This is a genomic window from Bacillus sp. FSL R9-9530, assembly GCF_038008145.1.
Taxonomy (GTDB): domain Bacteria; phylum Bacillota; class Bacilli; order Bacillales; family Bacillaceae_G; genus Bacillus_A; species Bacillus_A mycoides.
This window is the reverse complement of record NZ_JBBOYO010000001.1, coordinates 4,769,383-4,793,071: the sequence shown is the minus strand read 5'-3', so window position 1 is coordinate 4,793,071 and position 23,689 is coordinate 4,769,383. Positions and strand designations below refer to the sequence as shown.

22 protein-coding genes are annotated in these 23,689 nt (G+C 37.0%); 5 read left to right on the top strand and 17 right to left on the bottom strand.

Annotated features, from left to right (window positions below; genetic code table 11):
- Nucleotides 1–94: 94 nt before the first annotated feature.
- The 5 genes from MKX66_RS24305 to MKX66_RS24285 form a co-directional block, all read right to left on the bottom strand.
- A complete protein-coding gene (locus MKX66_RS24305; protein WP_002143344.1) occupies nt 95–568 on the bottom strand; it encodes a MaoC family dehydratase in 474 nt (157 codons plus the stop codon).
- A 216-nt stretch (nt 569–784) separates the two neighbouring features.
- Complete coding sequence (gene mdh / locus MKX66_RS24300; protein ID WP_002034284.1) at nt 785–1,723, bottom strand: malate dehydrogenase; 939 nt, start codon at nt 1,721–1,723, stop codon at nt 785–787.
- A gap of 19 nt (nt 1,724–1,742) precedes the next feature.
- The gene (icd, locus tag MKX66_RS24295; RefSeq protein ID WP_002088934.1) at nt 1,743–3,035 is read right to left on the bottom strand and encodes an NADP-dependent isocitrate dehydrogenase; all 1,293 of its coding nucleotides are present in this window, start codon (nt 3,033–3,035) and stop codon (nt 1,743–1,745) included.
- Nucleotides 3,036–3,195: 160 nt separating this feature from the next.
- Complete coding sequence (citZ, locus tag MKX66_RS24290; protein WP_002015492.1) at nt 3,196–4,344, bottom strand: citrate synthase; 1,149 nt, start codon at nt 4,342–4,344, stop codon at nt 3,196–3,198.
- Nucleotides 4,345–4,730: 386 nt separating this feature from the next.
- Nucleotides 4,731–5,192, bottom strand: coding sequence for a DUF441 domain-containing protein (locus MKX66_RS24285; protein WP_000625507.1), 462 nt, complete (start codon nt 5,190–5,192; stop codon nt 4,731–4,733).
- Nucleotides 5,193–5,612: 420 nt separating this feature from the next.
- Between MKX66_RS24285 and ytvI the strand changes: the two genes are divergently transcribed.
- Nucleotides 5,613–6,731: a sporulation integral membrane protein YtvI gene (gene ytvI, locus MKX66_RS24280; RefSeq protein ID WP_002143350.1), complete on the top strand. Its 1,119-nt coding sequence runs from the start codon at nt 5,613–5,615 to the stop codon at nt 6,729–6,731.
- Nucleotides 6,732–7,205: 474 nt separating this feature from the next.
- On the opposite strand, the gene MKX66_RS24275 is transcribed toward ytvI, so the two are convergent.
- The 8 genes from MKX66_RS24275 to dnaE all read right to left on the bottom strand — a co-directional run bounded on the left by MKX66_RS24275 (nt 7,206) and on the right by dnaE (nt 18,076).
- Nucleotides 7,206–7,595 carry an FxsA family protein gene (locus MKX66_RS24275; RefSeq protein ID WP_341087272.1) on the bottom strand — a complete coding sequence of 130 codons (390 nt, stop codon included), beginning with the start codon at nt 7,593–7,595 and terminating at the stop codon, nt 7,206–7,208.
- A gap of 231 nt (nt 7,596–7,826) precedes the next feature.
- Nucleotides 7,827–9,584, bottom strand: coding sequence for a pyruvate kinase (pyk, locus tag MKX66_RS24270; protein WP_002015497.1), 1,758 nt, complete (start codon nt 9,582–9,584; stop codon nt 7,827–7,829).
- A gap of 53 nt (nt 9,585–9,637) precedes the next feature.
- Nucleotides 9,638–10,597, bottom strand: a complete 960-nt coding sequence (pfkA, locus tag MKX66_RS24265; protein ID WP_002034288.1) for a 6-phosphofructokinase — start codon at nt 10,595–10,597, stop codon at nt 9,638–9,640.
- 128 nt (nt 10,598–10,725) lie between these two features.
- Complete coding sequence (accA, locus tag MKX66_RS24260) at nt 10,726–11,700, bottom strand: acetyl-CoA carboxylase carboxyl transferase subunit alpha (protein WP_000818787.1); 975 nt, start codon at nt 11,698–11,700, stop codon at nt 10,726–10,728.
- Entirely contained in the window at nt 11,688–12,557 is an 870-nt protein-coding gene (gene accD / locus MKX66_RS24255; protein ID WP_002015500.1) for an acetyl-CoA carboxylase, carboxyltransferase subunit beta, read from the bottom strand. The genes accA and accD overlap by 13 nt, the downstream gene beginning before the upstream one ends.
- A 185-nt stretch (nt 12,558–12,742) precedes the next feature.
- Entirely contained in the window at nt 12,743–13,387 is a 645-nt protein-coding gene (locus MKX66_RS24250; RefSeq protein ID WP_002143351.1) for a FadR/GntR family transcriptional regulator, read from the bottom strand.
- Between the two features lie 14 nt (nt 13,388–13,401).
- Nucleotides 13,402–14,610 carry an NAD(P)-dependent malic enzyme gene (locus tag MKX66_RS24245; protein ID WP_161793975.1) on the bottom strand — a complete coding sequence of 403 codons (1,209 nt, stop codon included), beginning with the start codon at nt 14,608–14,610 and terminating at the stop codon, nt 13,402–13,404.
- A gap of 133 nt (nt 14,611–14,743) precedes the next feature.
- Nucleotides 14,744–18,076, bottom strand: coding sequence for a DNA polymerase III subunit alpha (gene dnaE / locus MKX66_RS24240; protein WP_326997483.1), 3,333 nt, complete (start codon nt 18,074–18,076; stop codon nt 14,744–14,746).
- A 42-nt stretch (nt 18,077–18,118) separates the two neighbouring features.
- On the opposite strand from dnaE, the gene MKX66_RS24235 reads away from it, so the two are divergent.
- Both MKX66_RS24235 and ytrI read left to right on the top strand, forming a co-directional pair.
- Complete coding sequence (locus MKX66_RS24235) at nt 18,119–18,532, top strand: YtrH family sporulation protein (RefSeq protein ID WP_002034291.1); 414 nt, start codon at nt 18,119–18,121, stop codon at nt 18,530–18,532.
- Nucleotides 18,529–19,032 (top strand): sporulation membrane protein YtrI, encoded by a 504-nt coding sequence (gene ytrI / locus MKX66_RS24230; RefSeq protein WP_002088948.1) that lies wholly within the window; start codon nt 18,529–18,531, stop codon nt 19,030–19,032. The genes MKX66_RS24235 and ytrI overlap by 4 nt, the downstream gene beginning before the upstream one ends.
- Nucleotides 19,033–19,084: 52 nt before the next feature.
- Here ytrI and MKX66_RS24225 read toward each other — a convergent pair whose 3' ends face one another.
- A complete protein-coding gene (locus MKX66_RS24225) occupies nt 19,085–20,017 on the bottom strand; it encodes a DHH family phosphoesterase (protein WP_002143355.1) in 933 nt (310 codons plus the stop codon).
- A gap of 315 nt (nt 20,018–20,332) precedes the next feature.
- On the opposite strand from MKX66_RS24225, the gene MKX66_RS24220 reads away from it, so the two are divergent.
- Nucleotides 20,333–20,638, top strand: coding sequence for a YtpI family protein (locus tag MKX66_RS24220; RefSeq protein ID WP_002138595.1), 306 nt, complete (start codon nt 20,333–20,335; stop codon nt 20,636–20,638).
- Nucleotides 20,639–20,645: 7 nt separating this feature from the next.
- On the opposite strand, the gene MKX66_RS24215 is transcribed toward MKX66_RS24220, so the two are convergent.
- Nucleotides 20,646–20,909: a DUF3949 domain-containing protein gene (locus MKX66_RS24215; protein ID WP_098635284.1), complete on the bottom strand. Its 264-nt coding sequence runs from the start codon at nt 20,907–20,909 to the stop codon at nt 20,646–20,648.
- Between the two features lie 211 nt (nt 20,910–21,120).
- The gene (locus tag MKX66_RS24210; RefSeq protein ID WP_002088951.1) at nt 21,121–22,434 is read right to left on the bottom strand and encodes a CBS domain-containing protein; all 1,314 of its coding nucleotides are present in this window, start codon (nt 22,432–22,434) and stop codon (nt 21,121–21,123) included.
- A 247-nt stretch (nt 22,435–22,681) separates the two neighbouring features.
- Between MKX66_RS24210 and MKX66_RS24205 the strand changes: the two genes are divergently transcribed.
- Entirely contained in the window at nt 22,682–22,840 is a 159-nt protein-coding gene (locus MKX66_RS24205; RefSeq protein ID WP_341087692.1) for a hypothetical protein, read from the top strand.
- Between the two features lie 40 nt (nt 22,841–22,880).
- Here MKX66_RS24205 and MKX66_RS24200 read toward each other — a convergent pair whose 3' ends face one another.
- Entirely contained in the window at nt 22,881–23,564 is a 684-nt protein-coding gene (locus MKX66_RS24200) for a metal-dependent hydrolase (RefSeq protein ID WP_341087670.1), read from the bottom strand.
- Between the last annotated feature and the right edge of the window lie 125 nt (nt 23,565–23,689).

The window sequence follows — 23,689 nt, the reverse complement described above, 5'->3', positions numbered from 1 at the left end:
GTTATATCACCCTTTCCAAACAAAAAGTAGCGCTAGCATACCCTTAATAAGAATATGACTAACGCTACTTTTATATCATTCTAACTTTCATTTTTTAAAAATTATCTAATGCTTTTTCCATAATGGAAACAGATTTAAAAGGTGGTGTTACTGTTAATGAACCTTTTACAACAGTTTCTCCTTTTTCATCATGAGCAAATACAATCATATCAATTGTATGTTCCTCCTCTGAAACAGCCACAACTTCAAAGTGGATTTGTAACGTTTCATAATGGTGAACATGTTTCACGAACGTAAGGTCCTTCCTAGTAATATGACTACCTGGACCTGGTAAATATTTCGTAACCGCCGTTGTAATCAGTCCCGTTAGCATAATGCTTGGGACAATCGGCTTTTCATACGGAGTTTGGGATGCGTAATCATGCTGAATATATAATGGATTGGCATCATTCGTTAACCCTAAGTACAATAACAAATCTTTATCCTCAATTTTTTCAGTGATAGATAATTTCTCTCCTACTGTAATTTCATCCATTCTACGACCAATTTGAACTTTTTTCTTTAACATGTTACAACCCCCTCCGATTTTTTCACCTTATTATCCTACTAAAAGCGATACCTTATCTGAAATTTACTGTGATGAGGGCAATGTATAGTATAAGTCTATAGTTTCATTATAGGATACACCAAATGATAGCGTTTTCATATTATTTCAAAAAAACATTTCAATATATAGTAGAAAAAGATTCGGGGCCCCGAATCTTTTTCCACTTATATTTAATTATTAAACAAGAACTTTCATAACGTTACGTACAGATTCTACAGAGCGATCTAACGCTTCTTTCTCATCTGCAAGAAGTTCTAATTCAATAATTTTTTCAATTCCGTTACCACCTAGAATTACTGGTACCCCTAAGTAAAGGTCACTATAACCATATTCACCTTCAAGGTACGCAATAGCTGGTAATACACGGCGTTGATCTTTCAAGATCGCTTCTGTCATTTCAACTAAAGAAGCTGCTGGCGCGTAATATGCACTACCGTTTCCTAATAAGCCTACAATCTCACCGCCACCTTTACGTGTACGTTCTACGATTGCTTCTAAACGCTCTTTTGGAATTAATGTTTCTAACGGAATGCCACCTGCATAGGAATAGCGTACAAGAGGTACCATATCGTCACCATGTCCACCAAGAACAAATCCTGTAATGTCTTTCACAGAAAGGTTTAACTCTTGTGAAATAAATGTACGGAAACGAGCTGTATCTAATACGCCCGATTGACCGATAACACGCTCTTTCGGGAATCCTGCTTCTTTAAATACAGAATATGTCATTGCATCAACTGGATTTGTTAATACAAGAATAATCGCATTTGGTGAATGTTTTGCAATGTCGCGCGTAATACTTTTCATAATTTTAGAGTTTGTTGCTACTAAGTCATCACGGCTCATACCAGGCTTACGCGCAATACCTGCTGTAATAACGACAACGTCAGAATCAGCAGTATCTGCGTAATCAGATGTACCAATAATGTTAGCATCAAAACCTTGTACTGGGCTCGCTTCTAACATATCTAACGCTTTCCCTTTTGTTGGATTTTCCAGCTGTGGAATGTCCACTAATACAACATCTGCAAGTTCTTTTTGTGCTAATAAGAATGCTGTTGTTGCTCCTGTAAATCCTGCACCGATGACTGAAACTTTCTTGCGTTTGATTGTCATAATTTACCCCCCGCTTTAATTATGCGTTTTTGATTATCGCTACATCCATGTTTTTAATAAGTTCATTAGCGAACTCAGAACATTTCACTTCTGTTGCACCTTCCATTAAGCGTGCGAAATCATAAGTTACTACTTTTGATTCAATTGTTTTCTCAACTGAATCAGTTACTAAATTCGCAGCTTCGTTCCATCCTAAGTGCTCTAATAATAATACACCTGAAAGAAGAACTGAAGATGGGTTTACTTTATCTAAACCTGCATATTTTGGAGCTGTACCATGTGTAGCTTCAAAGATAGCATGTCCAGTCACATAGTTAATGTTTGCACCAGGTGCAATACCAATTCCACCTACTTGTGCAGCAAGTGCATCAGAGATGTAGTCTCCGTTTAAGTTCATTGTTGCAACAACATCAAACTCACGTGGACGAGTTAAAATTTGTTGTAAGAAGATGTCTGCAATAGAATCTTTTACGATGATTTTCCCAGCCACTTCTGCGTCTGCCATCGCTTTATTCGCTGCATCTTTTCCATCTTTTTCAACAATGCGATCATATTCAGCCCAAGTAAATACTTTGTCGCCAAATTCTTGTTCCGCTACTTCGTAACCCCAGTTTTTGAAAGCACCTTCTGTAAATTTCATAATGTTTCCTTTATGAACTAATGTAACAGAAGAGCGTTTTTCGTTAATTGCATATTGAATTGCAGCGCGAACAAGACGCTTTGTCCCTTCCTCTGAAATTGGTTTAATACCAATCCCTGATGTTTCTGGGAAGCGGATTTTATTAACACCCATTGCTTCTTTTAAGAAAGCAAGAACTTTTTCTGCTTCTGGAGAACCTTGTGCATATTCAATTCCAGCGTAAATGTCTTCTGTATTTTCACGGAAAATAACCATATCAGTATCTTCCGGACGTTTTACAGGTGAAGGAACACCTTCAAAGTAACGAACTGGACGTAGACATACATATAAATCTAATTCTTGACGAAGCGCAACGTTTAGAGAACGAATACCACCACCAACTGGAGTTGTAAGTGGACCTTTAATTGCGATTAAATATTCACGAATTAAATTTAAAGTCTCTTCTGGTAACCACTCGCCTGTTTGGTTGAATGCTTTTTCCCCTGCAAGCACTTCTTTCCAAACGATTTTCTTCTCACCATCATAAGCTTTTTCAACTGCTGCTTCTATTACGCGAGATGCTGCAGCCCAAATATCAGGACCAATTCCATCTCCTTCGATAAATGGAATAATCGGATTGTTTGGTACATTCATAACACCATTAGTTACAGTAATTTTTTCACCTGTCGTCAATGTGATAACCCCCATGTTTGAAATTTCATATGTATGAAACTGAGGGAATAACCCCTCAGTTCAAACCGTTATTCAAATTTAAATATTCTAATCATTATATCTTCCCAAAAAAATCAGACTTTTGAAAGCGTATTTTCACTATCAAAATAGTGTTTTTCGCTTATCGTTGCGCTAGCGGAACGTACACTTGATGTGTCGGTCCATCATAATCAGCACGCGGACGGATTAAACGGTTGTTTTCATATTGTTCTAGAATATGAGCTAACCAGCCTGACATACGGCTAATTGCAAAGATAGGTGTAAATAAGTCATGGTCAATTCCTAAACAATGGTATACAGAAGCTGAATAGAAATCAACATTTGGTGGAAGACCTTTTTCTTTTGTTACAATGTCTTCAATTTTGATAGACATATTATACCATTTGTCTTCTCCTAAAAGCACGCATAATCTCTTAGACATTTCGCGTAAGTGTTTCGCGCGTGGATCACCATGCTCATATACGCGATGACCAAATCCCATAATTTTCACTTTATTTTGAAGAGCATTATGAATATATGATTCTACATTTTCTTCTTCGCCAATTTCAGTTAACATCTTCATTACATTTTCATTTGCCCCGCCGTGAAGAGGACCTTTTAATGCACCGATTGCTGCTGTAATACCAGAATACACATCTGAAAGTGTAGCTACGCAAACACGTGCAGTAAATGTAGAAGCGTTTAACTCATGATCGGCATGAAGTACAAGTGCCTTATCAAAAGCCTCAATTTCAACTTCATTTGGCTCACGATCATTTAACATGTACAAGAAGTTTGCAGCTAATGATAGATCTTTTCTTGGCTCAACAACATCTAACCCTTTACGAATTCTTGCATAAGCCGCAATTAAAGTTCCGACTTGAGCCTGTAATTTAACCGCTTTCAAATAATTAGACTTTCCATCCATTATTTCAGCGCTCTCATCATATAATGATAGCATGGAAATCGCAGTTCGTAAAACCGACATCGGGTGCGCGATTTTTAAATCTACTTGTTTCAAATATGTTAAAATCTCACCTGGTACTTTATAGTATTCAGATACTGTTCCACTAAATTCCGCTAGTTCTTTTTCATTAGGAAGCTTGCGGTGCCATAATAAGTACACTACTTCTTCGAACGTAGCATTCTCAGCTAAATCATCAATATTATACCCAACATAAGTTAATGTATCATCAATAATAGAGCTCACAGATGATGTTGTTGCTACTACCCCTTCTAAACCTCGAATAACAGTCATGACATTCTCTCCTTTTCCTGAAAATTCTCCCAACCTTGCTCCTTATATCTATTTGCTCCCCTTATAAATTATGAACGCTCGTTCACTCTTTAGGCAAGCAAAATGCACGTTCATGCAAATTTATTGCGATGTTCCCCTCTTATTGTCCATTACTTACATGGAAAGCATGAGCGTGAATGTCTCCCCGAATCCTCACGCTCAGAACAACAAGTTAGTGAGGAAAATAAATTCCGAAGAGTTTATGATAAAAACAACATAAAACAATATCATTATAAAATTGTTTTATGTTGTTTTTATTTTATCTGGTGTAAAGTCTCTGCTGTTATGTAACTTTTCAAAGTTTCTAATCCTATTATAAACAATTATCTGACTTTTGTGAACAGAAAGAATTCAAAAATTTTATATTACTATAAAATTCCTTATTTAAACATCTGTATAATACTCATAACTGCGTAGGCAATTCCAGCCCCAATTAATGGACCTACAGCGACTCCATTAAATAAAGCTACAGCTATAATTGTCCCAAAAACAAGTGCGGTTGTAATATGTGGGTCCGTCGTCAATAATTGTACGCCGCCTTTCGCTAACAAAGCGACCGCCACACCTGAGGCTAAAGCAATCCATGCATAATACGATTTCGCTGCTTCTCCGAGTTGTTTAAAGCCTATTTCCCCTGTCGCAATCGGTACGAGCACTGCTATTGTAATGACTGTTACACCAAGGTTAATCCCTTTCGTTTGTAGATAAGGAAAGACTTTATCTCCTAAAAACGTAAATTTCAATAAGAATAACACTCCAATAGCTACAGTAAGCGATTGGTTTTTAGCAATAAGTCCTATAATAAGTAGTATGAATAAAAATAACGTTGACTGACTAATCATGTTTGCACTTCCTTTCTGAAAATAATGAACTCGCTTCCAAACAAAAATACCTTTAAACCTATCGTTATACATGCTATATCGATGTATATGCAACAATAACCACTTCATTTTTTTCATATTTTAAAATGACAAACTGAAACTCTAACCATCAAAAATTTAAGCATGTATACATTTTTAAAAACGGTCGTCTCTCCTTTCTTTTCTATTAAGAAACAGGTAAAATAAAAAGAAGAGAAAATGAAGTTTTTACCATATAGTAGAAGCATCAACACCAAGCTTTTCCGGTCACTCATATATTGAAAAAGCAGGAAAAATCCATCATTCCACTATAACATAAAGTGAAACTTTGATCAGTGAATCTCACTAGTTATAAGTTGAACGAATTAGGATAATCCAAATTGGAATGGGAGGTATACATCTTTGAACCGAAACTTACTATATATGATATTACGACTCATGTTTGTCATTGTAGCAACAGTAGTTGGGTTCTATGCATTGCTGTACATGTCAGGCCTTATCTACCCTTTTATTATCGCTTTTGCATTCGCTTATTTGATTAATCCTGTCGTCAATTTCCTTAATCAAAAACTACAATTCCCTCGCGCATTAGCGGTACTCGTTAGCTTAATTCTCGTATTCGGAGCTATCGTTGGACTTGTTACATACCTTGTAACTGAAGCAATATCTGCCACAACGTACTTACTACAAATTGTTACAGTTAAGTTTCCAGATATCGTTGCATTCGCCCAACAATTTGCACTTAATCATATTATGCCTCTCTATGATGATTTAATCTCTAAATTTAATCATCTCGGAGAACCACAGCGATACACTATTACACAAAACATTCAAAACTTAGGCACCGAAGCAACGACACAAATGAAAGAACTTTTAACCGCCATTATAAGTGGGTTAACAAATTTCATTAGTGCATTACCAACAACTTTAACTGTCCTTGTCTTCGTCTTATTAGCCACCTTCTTCATTAGTTACGATTGGCACCGTCTTGCTCATAAAGTAAGAAAACTTCTACCTAATCGTTTGCATGGATACGGAAAAACTATTTTTGTCGATTTAAGAAAAGCTTTGTTTGGTTTTGTTAAAGCGCAACTTACACTCGTATCTATGACAACTATCATTGTACTAATCGGCCTTTTAATATTACGCGTGCCATACGCAATTACTATCGCGATTATTACAGGGGTTGTCGATTTACTCCCGTATTTAGGAACTGGAGCCGTCTTCGTTCCTTGGGTTATATACGTATTTTTCACAGGCGATACTGCATTCGCCATCGGTCTTCTCATCCTATACATCGTCGTGATTGTCCAAAGACAAATCATGGAGCCAAAAGTACTTTCATCTAATATTGGACTAGATCCATTAGCGACACTCATCGCTCTATTTGTCGGCTTTAAGCTCTTTGGTTTTTTAGGATTAATCATCGGTCCAGTCATATTAGTACTACTTAATACATTACACAAAGCTCATGTATTCCACGACTTATGGAAATTCATTAAGGGTTCGCCATCAAAATAATATTTCCTAATTCATACACAATAAAAAATTAACTGTAATCAGTGGGAAATTCCCACTGATTATTCACTGTACTTTTTTGTACTACCTACATCTATAAGAGAATTTCCTAAAAAAGGATAATCCTCTTATTTTTTTGCATAAAAACGCATATTTTAGGACAAAAATACATTTTTATTCTATATATTTTATAATTATTACTTACATCTATTACTTTTTATGTAAATGAATAAATATACAAAACAAGGCAGATGAACCCTTTAATCAGTAATTTTTCTTTTCCTGTCTAACTTCTGCTCACTAGTCGAATCTTACTACAAGCAAAAAACATCATCCTAACGTAACACTTTTCATTCACAAGAACCCTCTGCATCCTATCGTTTAATAACTAACAAAAATCCAACCCGATCAGGAAGCTAACAATTGACTATAAGTGGCAAATAAAAAAATAACGCGTAGATCGCTATAATCTACGCGTTATTTCTGAACAATAATAATAGTTCTCTTTCTAAATTTCCAATCAATCCACTTCATAACAGCCGGCTTCAATAAAGCCCTCGTTATAGGAACAACAAAGATAAAACCTATTATATCCGTCACATATCCAGGCAGTACTAAAAGAATACCTCCTACGAATATAAAAATACCATCTAGAACCGCATCACCCGGCATTTCTCCTCTATTTAGCCTAAATTGAATCTCTCTAAGTACTTTAAACCCTTGTCGTTTCGCCAAATATACACCCACAATACCCGTAAATACAATCATAGCGAACGTAGAGCATAAACCTATTACATGACTCGACCCTATTAACACCGTAATCTCAATCGCCGGCACTAAAATAAGTAAGAACAGTAACCACTTCATAGCTCGCACTCCTTCATATTTCATTTAAAAGGTTTGAAAGTACCACCCTTACAAAACTCCTTATAAGCCCCTTAAAACACTCATACAAGCTTTACAAAGGACAAATAACCCTCTCCCACTAAACATTATAATAAACGTTTTTCAAAGCGATTTCAGGTATTTAAAGCTATCTCTATCCTTTTTTGTGTAAAAAAAAGAGAAGGACTCCGATCCTTCTCTCCGTATTACTTCTTATAGCACTTCCGCATGTCCATTATAAACAATTCCGCGTGCTGCATCAACTGTTACTTCTTGGCCATTTTTTAAAGTTGTTGTTACGCCGTTTACACCAACGATAACAGGAATACCGATTGATACACCTACAACAGCTGCATGGCTTGTTAGACCGCCTTCTTCTACAACTAGAGCAGCAGCTTTTTCAATTGCAGGAATCATATCTTTATCTGTGCTTGTTGTAACAAGGATATCACCTTTATTTACGTTCGCTACAGCTTCAGCAGCTGTTTTCGCTACAACTACTTTACCTTTTGCAGATTTACGACCGATTCCTTGCCCTTTAGCAACTTTTTCACCAACAACGTGGATTTTCATTAAGTTTGTTGTACCAGTTTCAGCAACTGGAACACCAGCAGTGATTACTACAGTATCTCCAAGTCCGATTAGACCCGCATCCATACCTGTTTGAATTGCTGTATCTAACATTTCGTCAGTAGAAGCTGCACGTTTCTCAGACATAAATGCTTGAACACCCCAAACAAGTGCAAGACGACGTCCTACTTGCTCGTCAGATGTTACAGCTACGATTGGAGATTTCGGACGGTATTTAGAGATCATTTTCGCAGTATGTCCACTTTCTGTTGGAGCTACGATTGCAGCTACATCAAGAGCAAGTGCTGTGTGCGCAACAGATTGGCTAATTGCATCTGTAATTGTTGGCGTGAACTCTTTAATACGTTTTTTGAACATATCTTCATATTGTAATGATTTTTCAACACGTACCGCAATGTTAGCCATCATTGTTACAGCTTCTACAGGGTATTGACCCGCAGCAGTTTCACCTGAAAGCATGATTGCATCTGTTCCATCGAAGATTGCGTTTGCTACGTCACTTGCTTCCGCACGAGTTGGACGTGGGTTACGTTGCATAGAATCTAACATTTGTGTTGCAGTAATAACTGGTTTGCCTAATACGTTACATTTTTTGATTAGACGTTTTTGTACTAATGGTACTTCTTCTGGTGGAATTTCTACACCCATATCACCACGAGCAACCATTAAACCGTCAGAAACTTCTAAGATTGAATCGATGTTGTCGATACCTTCTTGGTTTTCGATTTTTGGTACGATTTGGATGTATTGAGCGTTATGCCCTTCTAATAATTCACGAATTTCTAATACGTCAGATGCTTTACGTACGAAAGATGCTGCGATGAAATCAACTTTTTGCTCGATACCGAAAACGATATCTTGCACGTCTTTTTCAGTGATACCAGGAAGCTTAATGCTTACGTTTGGTACGTTAACACCTTTTTTATTTTTTACAGTTCCGCTGTTTAATACTTTTGTACGGATGTTTCCGTCAGCTTTCTCGATTACTTCTAGTTCGATAAGACCGTCATCGATTAGAATACGAGAGCCTGGATCAACATCATCATAAAGGCCAGCATAAGATACAGAGAACTTCTCTGCAGTTCCTAATACTTGTTCAGTAGAAAGAATTACTTCTGCACCTGTTACAAGCTCAGCTTGTCCGTCTACGAAGTCATGTGTACGGATTTCTGGACCTTTTGTATCAAGTAAGATACCAACTGTTTTACCAGTTTTCTTTGAAGCTTCACGAATATTTTTAATACGAGCTCCATGCTCTTCATGGCTACCATGAGAGAAGTTTAAACGAGCAACGTTCATACCCGCTTCCATTAATTGTTCTAATTTCTCAATACTTTCACTAGCAGGACCTATAGTACATACAATTTTAGTTTTACGCATATTGCACCTCCGAAAATTATGAAACCGTTCCCAAATACAAGGCATTAAGCCGATTAGATAGATAATTCTTTAGATAATTGATACATATCTTTATCGATTGTATGCTTTTGAGCTAACGCTTCGATAATGTCATGATCAACAAGTTTATTATTTTGAATACCAACACAACGTCCGCCATTACCAGCAATTAATAATTCAACTGCTCTTGCGCCAAGACGACTAGCTAATACACGGTCTTGTGCACTTGGTGATCCACCACGTTGTACGTGACCTAATACAGTTACACGAGTATCAAAGCTTGTTGCTTCTTCAATGTGCTTACCGATGTCAATTGCACTTCCAACACCTTCAGCTACAACGATAATACTGTGCTTTTTACCACGTTCACTACCGCGTTTCAGACGAGCGATAACATCTTCCATGTCATACTTTTCTTCTGGAATTAAGATAGTTTCTGCACCATCAGCTAAACCAGCCCATAATGCGATATCTCCAGCGTGACGTCCCATTACTTCGATAACATATGTACGTTCATGAGATGTAGCTGTATCACGGATTTTATCAATTGCATCAATAACAGTGTTTAAAGCTGTATCAAAACCAATTGTGAAGTCTGTTCCAGGGATATCATTGTCGATTGTACCTGGTACACCTACACATGGGAATCCTTGCTCAGTTAATTTTTTTGCGCCTTGGTACGAACCATCTCCACCAATAACGACAAGTCCTTCAATACCATGTTTCTTTAATTGCTCGATTCCTTTTAGTCGTACTTCTGGGTCTTTAAACTCAGGACATCTTGCTGTATATAATTTTGTACCACCACGGTGGATAATATCGCCAACAGAACCAAGTTCTAATTTTTCAATATGACCAGAAATTAAACCAGCGTATCCATGGTAAATACCATATACTTCAATATCATGGAAAATCGCTTTACGAACAACTGCACGAATGGCAGCATTCATACCAGGTGAATCTCCACCACTTGTTAATACACCAATACGTTTCATTTGTACTCACCTCATAAAGATTATTTGCCTTATAATAAAATAACACGAAAAAATACAAAAACACAATGGAGAAGATGTGTCTTTTCATAATAAAAACGTGCATTCGCGAAGAGGAACGCACGCTTTTCTTATTTTATCCCAATGGAAGCGTTTGAAAACGAAACTTGCCCAATTTTCATATATTTTTCATAACGTTTTTCGATTAATTCATCTTTCGAAATTCCGCTTAATTGTTCAAAAGTTTTCTTAAGCATTAAATCTATATTTTCTGATTGTTTCAAAACATTACGATGTGCTCCGCCTTTTGCCTCTGGAATAATTTCGTCAATTACACCTAATTCTTTCAAATCTAATGCTGTAATTTTCATCGCTTCTGCAGCTTCTTTTGCTTTACCAGCATCTTTCCAAAGAATCGCCGCCGCACCCTCTGGTGTAATAACAGAATAAGTGGAATTTTCCAGCATATGAATGTAATCTCCTACTCCAAGACCTAACGCACCACCGCTACCACCTTCACCGATAACGATACAAATAACAGGTACAGTTAAACCCGCCATTTCAAATAAATTACGGGCAATTGCCTCACTTTGTCCACGTTCTTCAGCTGCTTTACCAGGATAAGCTCCCTTCGTATCGATGAAACAAATAATGGGACGATTAAACTTTTCCGCTTGTTTCATTAGACGCAGTGCTTTTCGATATCCTTCTGGATGAGGCATCCCAAAATTACGACGAATATTTTCTTTCGTATCTTTTCCGCGTTGGTGCCCAATTACAGTTACGGGCATCCCCTTATATTTCGCAATGCCGCCGACAATCGCTGCATCGTCGCCAAATAGGCGATCTCCATGACATTCAAAAAAATTAGTAAATAAGTGCTCAATATAATCGAGCGTTGTCGGTCGTTCTGCATGACGAGCAATTTGAACACGGTCCCATACTTTCATATTGCCGTATATATCTTCCTCTAGTTTTTCTAGCTTGTCTTCCAAAATACGAATCTCCTCACTGAAGTCCATCTGGCTGTTTTTCGTATAGTCTTTCAGTTCACGAATCTTATTTCTTAGCTCAACAACTGGTTTTTCAAATTCTAGCTCTGCCATACAGCCATTTCCCCCCCTTGATGAACTTCTAAAATCTTACGGAGTGATTCTCTCATATCATCACGATGCACCACCGCATCTAATTGACCGTGCTCTAGTAAAAATTCTGCCGTTTGGAAATCTTCCGGTAGTTTCTCACGCACTGTTTGTTCAATTACGCGTCTACCAGCAAATCCGATAAGTGCACCTGGCTCTGCAAGATTGTAATCACCAAGTGAAGCGAAACTCGCTGAAACCCCGCCCGTCGTTGGGTGAGTCATAACAGAAATAAATAACCCTCCTGCATTACTATGCTTTTTCAAAGCTACGCTTGTTTTTGCCATTTGCATTAAACTTAATATCCCTTCTTGCATACGAGCACCACCCGAAGCAGTAAAGATAATAAATGGAACTTGTAAGTCGTATGCCTTTTCAACCGCACGGGCAATTTTCTCTCCTACAACAGAGCCCATGCTGCCCATTCGAAAACGAGAATCCATTACTGCAACAACAACAAGCATGTCATCAATTGTTCCTTCACCAGTTACAACCGCTTCATTCAATTTAGTCTTCTTACGATCGTTTTCTAGTTTCTCTTCATATCCCGGAAACTCAAGTGGATTTAGTGAAACCATCTCTTTGTCATACTCACGAAATGAACCTTCGTCCAATATACTATCAAGGCGTTCCCATGCATTCATCGGATGATGATATCCACAATTCACGCATACTTTTAAATTTTTAAGAAGCTCTTTCGTATACATGATTTTTTTGCATTTCGGACATTTTGTCATAACGCCATCTGGTACATCTTTTCGTACTTGTTCTGAAGGTATTGCAGCGTACTTTTTCTTTTTCACGAATAAATCTCTTAGCACAATTTGACCCCCTTCATTGAGAGCTAAGGTTAGCGTAAGAAGAAAATGGGGCTAACACCAATGTTTGATGTTAGCCTTATCTTCTCAATCTGTCTAATAACCTCTCTCTTTACGTTTAACTTTAACCGCTATGCGGTAGAATGTTTGTCATAACGTGTCATGGTCATTTCGACAAATTTTATACATTACGAGTGAAACTGTATATTCTCTACTAATTCATCGTAAATTTTTAATGCATCATTTTCTTGTTTCACTTCCAAAGTAGCATAAAGCTTTCTATACATTTCGATAGAATCTCCTGAAACTTCACAAGAAAGAGTTGCAACGTAATCATTTACGATCATCCAAATGCGATAGAGTAAATAATTATCGAATTGTTCAATAAGTGTTTTAAAGAACGTTTGATGAAGCACCGGAATTGAGCTTTCATTTTCTTCAAGCACTTTGTGTAATTTACTTAGTACTTCAGAAAACGTTTCTTTCGGTAAATTACATACAAGTCGAATCATATCTTTCTCAAGCAATCGTTTTGTTTGTAATAAATCACGAATTGTTTTCTCATCTTGCAGCAAGAACGGAGCAATTAATTGTACAAGACCGTTATCGTAAAAGTTTCGAATAAACGTTCCCTCACCACGTCTCGTTTCAATTAATCCTACCAGCTCTAACGCACGTAATGCTTCTCTTACAGAGGAACGTCCAACATTTAAGCGTGAACTTAACTCACGCTCAGATGGCAAACGATCCCCTGCTACTAAACAATCCTCTTCCATAATGGAACGGATTTTTTTTACAATTTCGAGATATACTTTTGTATTTGATGATGTCAATGGAAATTCCTCGCTTATTCTTTACCAATCAGCGCTAATTGTTTTGTTTTCTCAGCGACTTCATTTGGATCTACTTGACGGCGAGCTACTCCTGTCTCCATTGCTGCTTTCGCAACGTAAGCCGCTACTTGAGGCGCTACACGCGCGTCAAATGGTGCTGGAATGATATGATCTGCATTCAACTCATCCTCTGATACAAGCTCTGCAATGGCCTGTACAGCTGCCATCTTCATTTCTTCATTAATTTGTGTCGCATGTACATCAAGTGCACCGCGGAAAATCCCTGGGAACGCTAGTACATTATTTACTTGGTTCGGGAAGTCAGAACGACCTGTTCCAACAACAGCTGCGCCCGCTGCTTTTGCCAATTCTGGCATAATTTCTGGAACCGGATTCGCCATTGCAAAAATAATTGCATCGTCATTCATTGTACGAACCATCTCTTCAGTTAATGCACCTGCTGCAGATACACCAATGAATACGTCCGCACCTTGTAAAACGTCAGCTAAAGAACCTTCTATACGACTCTTATTTGTATATTTTGCAACTTCATCTTTCACCGGATTCATACCGACAGGACGACCTTCATAGATTGCACCTTTACGGTCACACATAATAACGTCACGTACACCATAGCGATATAAAAGTTTAATGATTGCAATACCTGCTGCACCTGCACCATTTGCGACAACTTTAATGTCAGACATTTTCTTTCCAACTAACTTCAGCGCGTTCACAAGGCCTGCTACTGTTACGATAGCTGTTCCGTGTTGATCATCATGGAATATTGGAATGTTTGTCTCTTTTTTCAAACGTTCTTCAATAACGAAGCAGTTTGGCGCTGCGATATCTTCTAAGTTTACACCGCCAAAAGTTGGCTCCATTAATTTTACAGTTTCAACAATTTTATCTACATCGTTTGTATTTAAGGCAATCGGGAATGCATCTACACCAGCAAAGCTCTTGAATAATACAGCTTTACCTTCCATTACTGGAAGAGATGCTTCAGGTCCAATGTTACCAAGACCAAGTACAGCCGTTCCATCTGTCACAACTGCTACCATATTTCCCTTCATTGTATATTCATATACCTTACTTTTATCGTCATAAATTTCTTTACAAGGCTCTGCAACCCCTGGAGAATATGCAAGACTTAAATCTTTTGCATTTTCTACTTTTACTTTTGATACAGTTTCTAATTTTCCTTGATGCACTTTATGCATGTGAAGTGCTTCTTCACGAAGTGTTGACAAACTATCCACTCTCCTCAAATTATGCTTGCTGATATCAATTTCTCCAAGTGGTCTGACCACGAACACTACTACTATAATAATCGAAGTGTAGGGAAATTGTCCATTATATTTTCACAACGACATTTTCGTCACCGACAATTTCACGAAGTGCTCCTAGACATTCTTCACTTGGATGAATCGATAAACTTCGAGATAATTGTACCATTTTATGTTCCTTTTCATAATAAATTAGTACTTTCGTAAAACCTGAATAATCAAACAATATTTTTGTAACTTGATTTACAAGCTTTTTTTCATATTGAGACGGCAATTTCACGTAAACAGATGCTTCTTTCATTCCTTCATAAACATCCATTTCTTCTAGCGGATATAGTCCATTCACGATCCATTGCAACTTATGATTTCTTTGCTCGATCGTACCATCAACTAAAACGATTGCACCTTCTTGTAACCTGTCCGAAAAATGTATATACGTTTCTGGAAAAATAACGGCTTCCATTTCATCATTTTGATCACAGAATGTAATAAACGCCATCTTTTGCAACTTTTTCGTACGAATAACTTTCACACTTGTTATATATACGATCGCTCTTTGTACTTTTTTCTTATGTCGCATCGCCTGAGCAAGAGATGGAATTTCTAATTCTTTTCCTAGCTCCGCATACTGCGCTGTCGGATAGCTAGATAAATAAAAACCGAGTGCTTCCTTCTCTTTATTTAACTGTTCAATAAAGGATAGCTCTTCTCCTTGTACGTATTTTGATTTCGGAACAGCATCCCCTAAATCAAAATCACGTGCAAGATTTGCATACTCCAACGCTCCTTTAAGACTTCTCCATAACGTCGTCCTCGAAACACCAAAACCGTCAAAACAACCAGACCAGACAAACGCTTCTAAATTTCGCTCTGTTACAAATTTTGATGGCATCCGAAGACAAAACTCAAATAAATCTTCGAACATTTTTTCCTCTCGTTCTTCGAGTAATGCCGTCACGGTAGCCATTCCGATATTCCGAATCGAAAGTAAACTATATCGAATCGCATTCCCTTCTATTTGGAAGTTGTAACCACTTCTCTGAAGAGACGGCGGTAAAACGTGAAAACCTTTCCGCTTCGTTTCTCGTACATACTGCACAATCTTATCTTCATTTCCAATTGCACTTGATAATAACGCAGTCATAAATTCCAGCGTATAATTTGCTTTTAAATATGCAAGCTGATATCCGATCATACTGTAAGCTACAGCGTGACTTCGGTTAAAACCGTAATTCGCAAATCTTACAATTAAATCATAAATTTGTTCTGAAGATGTCTCATCGTATCCGTTTTCCAAACAACCTTGAACAAAATGCTTACGTTCTTGATCTAAAATATCACGATTCTTTTTACTCACTGCACGGCGCAGCAAATCCGCTTCTCCAAGCGAAAATCCAGCTAACTTCGATGCGATTTGCATAATTTGTTCTTGGTATACAATTACGCCGTATGTTCTTTCTAAAATCGGCTTTAAATCCGGATGTAAATATTCAATTTGTCTTTTCCCATGCTTCGATTCAATAAAGGTTGGAATTTGTTCCATCGGTCCTGGTCTGTATAACGAGTTAACGGCGACTATGTCTTCAAATTCATTCGGTTTTAACCCACGAAGTACATTTCGCATACCACCTGATTCAAGCTGGAATACACCTGTTGTATCCCCTCTTCCTAACAATTGAAACGTCTTTTCATCTTGCAGAGGTAAATTTCTTATATCAATTTGTTTCCCAGTTTTTTTAACAATAAATTTTATAATATTTTCAAGTAACGTTAAATTACGTAAGCCTAAAAAATCCATCTTGAGCAATCCAAGTTCTTCCAATGCATCAGCTGGATATTGCGTAACATAGACATCGTTATGCCCTTCTTGAATCGCTACACTTCCCGTTAACGGTTCTTGGCTCATAATAACGCCAGCTGCATGAATAGACGTATGACGCGGTAATCCCTCTACACGTTTTGCAATTTCAAACACACGCTCATGTAACAGATTCCCTTGTATAAACTCACGGAGCGATTGCGATTCCTCATATGCATCTCTTAACGTTATACCAAGCTTTGATGGGATAAGTTTTGAAAATATGTCAATATCTCTTGGCAGGAGTCCCATTACACGAGCAATGTCTCTAATTGCGGCTTTCGCTGCAAGAGTTCCGAACGTTACAATTTGAGCAACACGAAGCTGACCATATTTATCTTTCACATATCGAATCATCTCATCACGTCTTATATCTGGAAAATCAATATCAATATCTGGAAGTGTCACACGTTCAGGGTTTAAAAACCTTTCAAATAATAATTCATATTCAATCGGATCAATATCTGTAATTTCCAATACGTAAGAAACGAGTGAACCAGCTGCCGATCCACGGCCTGGCCCAGTTAAAATATGATTTTCATGTGCATATTTCATAAAGTCCCATACGATGAGGAAATAATCGCTAAATCCCATACGAGAAATAACATTTAATTCATGATCCAAACGTCCTATATGCGCTTCTTTCGGCGTACCATAGCGTTTCTGCAAGCCTTCTTCACAAACACGGCGCAAATACGTATCATTCGTCTCGTTAGATGGAACAGGAAATTTCGGTAATTGATTTACATGGAAAGGAATTTCTACTTGGCAACGTTCCGCGATTGTTATTGTATTTTGAACCGCTTCCTCAGCATGAGAAAATAGTGCTCCCATTTCATCCGATGACTTTAAATAATACTGATCCGTTTTCATTCTCGGTCTATCTGGATCAGTCATTTTCGTTCCGCCTTCAACAGATAATAAACATTCATGAACAAGTGCGTCACTTTGATTAATATAGCGAACATCATTTGTTGCAACGACTGGAACGTTTACCTTATTAATAAATTCAGGCAGTTTTTCTTGTAAAAGCAGTTCATCTTGAATTGCATGATGCTGCAAACTTATATAAAAATTGCTGAACATATTTTGATACGTACGAGCTACTTCTTCAGCCTGACTCTCTTTGTCTTCTAATAATAGCTGTTCAATCTCTCCGTCTTTCCCTGGTGAAATCGCAATTAACCCTTTCGCATAATGAGCAAGCCACTTCTTCGGGATACCTTCTTTTGACTTCGTCATAATGCTGCTAGAGATCTTTAATAAATTTTGATAGCCTATTTCATTCTCAGCAAGTAAGACAAGTGGATAAGACCTTTCTTCTTCTTCACTAAAAATAGAAGCTGTTAAGCCGATAATAGGCTGTATACCATTTTTCTTGCATGCTTTATAAAACGGAATAACTCCATACATAACATTTTCATCTGTAATGGCCAGCGATGAAAATCCAAGCTCTTTCGCCCGAATGACAAGCTCATCAATTTTACAAGCACTTTTTAATAAACTAAAAACGGTTTGACATTGTAAATGCACAAACTTCACTGTTGTACCCTCTCTTTACCTATGTGACTACTTTTATTATAGGTGATGAGGAAAGCGGAAATCAAAACATACTTCTCATACTTTGTCCATATATATGAAGAAGAAAGGGGAATGACGATGGATGTAAGAGAACATACTTTTTTCTCTCTGCTTATTATTAGTTATTTTATTGCCTTTGGAGTTATACTTGGTGGTTCATTAATTGGCGGATTTGGTGCATTTCTCATCGGAAAACCAGCTCTAACTTATATTAATCAATTCGCCCAAAATTTAAGAATTTGGGCACTCGTTGCAGCAATTGGCGGAACGTTCGATACCTTTTATAGCTTTGAAAGAAGCTTCTTTGGCGGAGATATGAAAGATATCGTAAAACAAATTCTCCTTATTTTTTTTGCAACTGGCGGTATGCAAACTGGTCTTATTATTATTAAATGGCTTACACAGGAACATGTATGAGAGTACCCAGTGCCAATACAGCCAAAAGGTGGTATTTAGTTTTAGCTGGCGCTGCTGTTGGAGGCGTGTTGAGCTGGTTTGTTTTTTTGTACATATACGGTGTTTTTCAAGAAGAACAAACTAGTAAAATAGCAGAACAAAAAGAAATTATCGAAAAACAAGAAGCAAAACTCCACGTCCTTCTCGAAGACCAAGAGAAATTGAACACAGAAAATAAACGGCTCTTAACAATTCAAGAAATCAAAATAAAAATTATAAATCGAAAAAAATATGATTTAGACAATCTTACACTTGAAAACATGACCACTTCTATCCATAATGATCTCCAGCATCTTTTAACGAAAAACATTCAAAGCATCGCAAAAAATAAAGACCTGCTCAAAAAAGTCATCGAAAATAAAACGTACAAACATTACGATCGTATATACCGCTTTAAAGTAGACACAGTCTCTTTTGATACCGTACTTGAAATTAGTATTGATATAGAGAAAGAAAAATAAAAAAAAGGAGGGCTTCAGTGCCTCTCCTTCTCTTTCGTTCAACATACAATTTTTATCTACACAGCTCACGTAAATCAGCAAACAGGCGATCTGCTTCTTCCCAAGAAGATGCTTTTGCACCAGAAGCCATCGGATGTCCTCCGCCATTATATTGCATTGCTAACTTATTAATAACTGGTCCTTTTGAACGAAGACGAACACGAATAACATCATCTTCCTCTAAAAATAGAACCCATGCCTTTAATCCATCAATATTACCAAGTGCTCCGACAACACCAGATGCTTCAGTAGAAAGTACATCAAACTCTTCTAGTACCTCTTTCGTTAATTTAATGTACGCTGCGCCTTCTTCTACCATTGTGAAGTTTTGTAAAATATAACCATTTAAACGAGCGATTTTTTCTTTTGTCTTATACATTTCATTGTATAAATCTGTGAATTTTACATCCATGTCAACGAGCTCACTTACGTAACGAAGTGTTTTCGCTGTTGTATTTGGGAATAAGAAACGACCTGTATCCCCAACAATACCCGCTAAAATAAGACGAGCTGCTTCTTTCGTTATCTGTAATCCTTTATCTTTTCCATAACTGTAAAACTCATAAATCATTTCACTTGTAGAACTTGATGTCGTATCTACCCACGTAATATCTCCGTACGGATCTTCATTCGGATGATGATCAATTTTAATTAACATCTTCCCTTTTGCATAGCGTTGATCGTCAACACGTTCTTGGTTCGCAGTATCACATACGATAACAAGTGCATTTTCATATACACTATCTTCAATATCATCCATTACTCGTAAATATTCTAGTGACGGTTCATTGTACCCAACCGTATAAATATTTTTCTCTGGAAACGATTCTTGTAGAATCGTACCAAGACCGCCCTGTGAACCTAATGCATCTGGATCTGGACGCACATGACGATGAATAATAATTGTATCAAACTCTTTAATTGCTCCTAAAATTTGCTCATGCATATGTATAATCTCCTTTTTATTCAACTTCTTCATTTTATCCCGCATTAACGTGTAGTAAGACTCCCACCTCAAAAGTATTAAAAACAATGGGGCAAAATTAATTTGGAGCCTGGATGCACGTAAAAGCCCGATTGGTGAGGGTTAATAATTAGTACGTGGGATCTCCCCACACTAATTAAAGTTTCACTTTATCCCTCATTATAACGGAAAACATTTCATACATGCGAACAATTGCTTTATAATAAAAGTTAGAAAGTTTAGATTTTTCTTTTTTCTAAATTGTTATTTTTATACCAATCGATGGGAGCGTGTATTATGCCAATATTCGTCTTTTGTATTATCATCTCATTTGTGTTGTACCTCTTCTACAAAACAAAGTTCTTTCGTACAAACCGTCCAATGGAGAAAGGTTGGCTCTCAGGAAAATCCGCAATGGCACTCGGCTTATTCGTCCTATTCTTTGGGATAAACCAATTCTTTTTAGAACTTTCAACTGCACGCATTATCGTTGGTGTTTTGTTTATTTTACTTGGCAGCGCGAGTACATTTAATGGATTCCGCCAATATAAACACTTTCTACCATTAGCAGTCAAAGAAGCCGAATCTTATAAAACAACGTAAAAAAGCATCAACATTGTGATGCTTTTTTACGTCCCTTCACTTTCAAAATCATATATGCAACAAACGCAGATGGTATATTAAAGGGATTACCTTGCACGTGAAAATGTAATTGTTCTTCTCCAAAAGACATCTGTTTGTATAGTTCTTGCTGAGATAATCCTGTTCGTTTCTTTTTTTCATTTAATCCTTGTAAGTATAAGTATTGAATTGGTATCATCACAAAGAAATAAAAGAGTGCGATACCACCAAAAAAGAGTAATTCTGATGACATATTGCATCCCCCTTCCGACATCCATTATCTTACAATCTAATTATATCATAGTATACACTCTAAACAAATAAATATTCTGTTTTTTCTAATTATACAATCATCTCTCCTTATATATATTTCCCGCTAAAACTCTTCCACATCTTTAGCAACAGCTTCCAAACCCAATAAAACAAAAAAGATGGAACAAACCAAAACGATTTGTTCCATCTTTTTATTTATCGATCAATTGCACCATAAGTAATGCTTTCCCGACAACATTACCTTCATGATGCACTTCTACATCAATCTTACCAAATTTACGCCCAATTTCTAATACTTTCGGATGAACTGATACAACATTATCAATTTGAACTGGCTTAACGAAATAAATGGTTAAGTTTTCAACAATTAAATCGCTCTTCTTCTGCGCACGAATGACACGGTTTGTTGCTTCTGTCACAATTGTTGTGAATACACCGTAAGATAACGTCCCGATTGAATTCGTCATTTGTGGCGTCACTGAAAATTGATACAAATGCTCATTTTTCGCTTCTTTCGGCGTCATAAATTGGTTCGTTACAATATCATCAATTGTTTCCCCAACTTGCGGTTGACGTTGAATCATTTGCAACGCCTGAAGTACATCTTGGCGACTAATGATCCCTTGCAATTTATTCCCTTCTTCCACAACAGGAAGTAACTCAATACCTTCCCACACCATCATACGTGCTGCAGCTGCGACAGACATTTTTCCGTTCACCGTAATGGGATGCTTTGTCATCACTTTATCAATTGGTGTTTCTTTCACGACACCAATCATATCTTTTGAAGTTACAATACCTAACACCTTTTTATTTTCATCAACAATTGGATAACGTCCATGCATCGTTTCTTCATTATACGCATGCCATTGCTGTACTGTATCATTTGGCTTTAAATATAACGTTTCTTCAATTGGCGTTAAAATATCTTCAACGAGTACAATTTCCTTCTTGATAAGTTGATCATAAATTGCACGGTTAATTAACGTTGCGACCGTAAATGTATCATAACTACTTGAAATAATTGGAAGCTTTAATTCATCTGCTAATTTCTTCACATGATCTTCCGTATCAAATCCGCCCGTAATTAACACTGCTGCCCCAGCTTCTAGTGCTAATTGATGTGCGTTCGTACGGTTACCGATGATAAGTAAATTCCCTGCTTCTGTATAGCGCATCATCGCTTCTAATTTCATAGCCCCGATTACGAATTTATTTAATGTTTTATGTAGTCCTTCTCTGCCTCCAAGTACTTGACCATCGACAATGTTAACGACTTCTGCATATGTCAGTTTTTCGATATTCTCTTTCTTCTTTTGTTCAATTCGAATTGTTCCGACACGTTCAATTGTACTAACATATCCTTTATTTTCTGCGTCTTTAATTGCACGGTAAGCTGTCCCTTCACTTACACTCAAATCTTTCGCAATTTGCCTCACAGAAATTTTATGCCCTACCGGCAGGCTATTAATATGTTCTAAAATTTGATTATGTTTGGTAGCCAAATGGTTTCACCATACTTTCTTTTCCCTAAATTCTTCATGTGTTGTATTTTCAGTATACTATATTTTCAAAACTGTTACACTCTCTCTTTATATGCCTGTACCATTTTTTTTATAACAAAATACCCCTTACATTCCACCAGTCATTCTATTACAACAATGTAATGCTGTTGTCATCTCGTTCGATAGTTTGTCCAGACGCTTCAATATACAATTAAGACAAGAAATGAAACAAAGGAGCGAATACATTATGAAAAAATTGTTAGAGGTTGTAGGTGCTGTATTTTTAGCTTTCGTAGATGGGAAAAAAGTTGCAATGGAGTTGAATGAAACACCCGAACAGCCACTTCCAAAAAGAAAAGAATCACCAAAACAAGCGCAAACTTTAAAAACTGTACTACACACATAAAAAACCCTTCACTTGTCATTTCAAATGAAGGGTTTCTTTTTTATAGTGTAATACTTTCTCCAGCTTCTAATACTTTCCCTGTACAATTTTGTAGCTTTTCTACAAATTGATATGGATCTTGTTCAATAACTGGGAACATATTGTAATGCATCGGTACAACTGTTTTCGCCTCTATCCATTTTGCTGCTAACACAGCATCTTCTGGCCCCATTGTGAAATTATCGCCAATTGGTAAAAATGCTACATCAATATTATTCAGTTCTCCAATTAACTTCATATCAGAGAATAAAGCAGTATCTCCTGCATGATATACCGTTTTCTCCTCTGCTGTAAACAAAATACCAGCTGGCATACCTGTATATGTAATCGTCTTATTTTCTTCATCAATATAACTAGAGCCGTGGAATGCTTGAGTAAATTTCACCTTTCCAAAGTCAAATTCATGTGAACCACCAATATGCATTGGATGTGTATTTACACCTTGCCATCCTAAAAATGTCGCTAATTCAAACGGTGCCACAACGACCGCATTATTGTTCTTTGCTAACGCTACTGTATCCCCAACATGATCACCGTGTCCGTGCGATAAAATAATCGCATCAACTTTTACATCTTCAGCCTTTAAATCTGTTTTCGGATTTCCCGTTAAAAATGGGTCAATTAAAATAACTTTTCCATTCGTTTCAATCTTTACAACTGAATGCCCGTGATACGATACTCTCATCATTACATTCCTCCCCTATTCACATTCTCACTTTTTATTCTACATGATTTCTCAATTCCCTGTCTTTTCTAACATCGATTTACTTGTCATAACGCTTTCCTCCGATGTAAAGTTATATTTGTAAT

Coding starts and splice junctions, on each gene's coding strand:
- MKX66_RS24215 (WP_098635284.1), bottom strand. CDS start 20,909: ATGTCATCAGAATTACTCTTTTTTGGTGGTATCGCACTCTTTTATTTC.
- MKX66_RS24275 (WP_341087272.1), bottom strand. CDS start 7,595: ATGAAGTGGTTACTGTTCTTACTTATTTTAGTGCCGGCGATTGAGATT.
- MKX66_RS24225 (WP_002143355.1), bottom strand. CDS start 20,017: ATGCATGAGCAAATTTTAGGAGCAATTAAAGAGTTTGATACAATTATT.
- pyk (WP_002015497.1), bottom strand. CDS start 9,584: ATGCGTAAAACTAAAATTGTATGTACTATAGGTCCTGCTAGTGAAAGT.
- MKX66_RS24200 (WP_341087670.1), bottom strand. CDS start 23,564: ATGAGAGTATCGTATCACGGGCATTCAGTTGTAAAGATTGAAACGAAT.
- MKX66_RS24285 (WP_000625507.1), bottom strand. CDS start 5,192: ATGATTAGTCAGTCAACGTTATTTTTATTCATACTACTTATTATAGGA.
- MKX66_RS24205 (WP_341087692.1), top strand. CDS start 22,682: ATGAAAAAATTGTTAGAGGTTGTAGGTGCTGTATTTTTAGCTTTCGTA.
- mdh (WP_002034284.1), bottom strand. CDS start 1,723: ATGACAATCAAACGCAAGAAAGTTTCAGTCATCGGTGCAGGATTTACA.
- MKX66_RS24220 (WP_002138595.1), top strand. CDS start 20,333: ATGCCAATATTCGTCTTTTGTATTATCATCTCATTTGTGTTGTACCTC.
- ytrI (WP_002088948.1), top strand. CDS start 18,529: ATGAGAGTACCCAGTGCCAATACAGCCAAAAGGTGGTATTTAGTTTTA.
- MKX66_RS24245 (WP_161793975.1), bottom strand. CDS start 14,610: ATGCATAAAGTGCATCAAGGAAAATTAGAAACTGTATCAAAAGTAAAA.
- accA (WP_000818787.1), bottom strand. CDS start 11,700: ATGGCAGAGCTAGAATTTGAAAAACCAGTTGTTGAGCTAAGAAATAAG.
- MKX66_RS24305 (WP_002143344.1), bottom strand. CDS start 568: ATGTTAAAGAAAAAAGTTCAAATTGGTCGTAGAATGGATGAAATTACA.
- pfkA (WP_002034288.1), bottom strand. CDS start 10,597: ATGAAACGTATTGGTGTATTAACAAGTGGTGGAGATTCACCTGGTATG.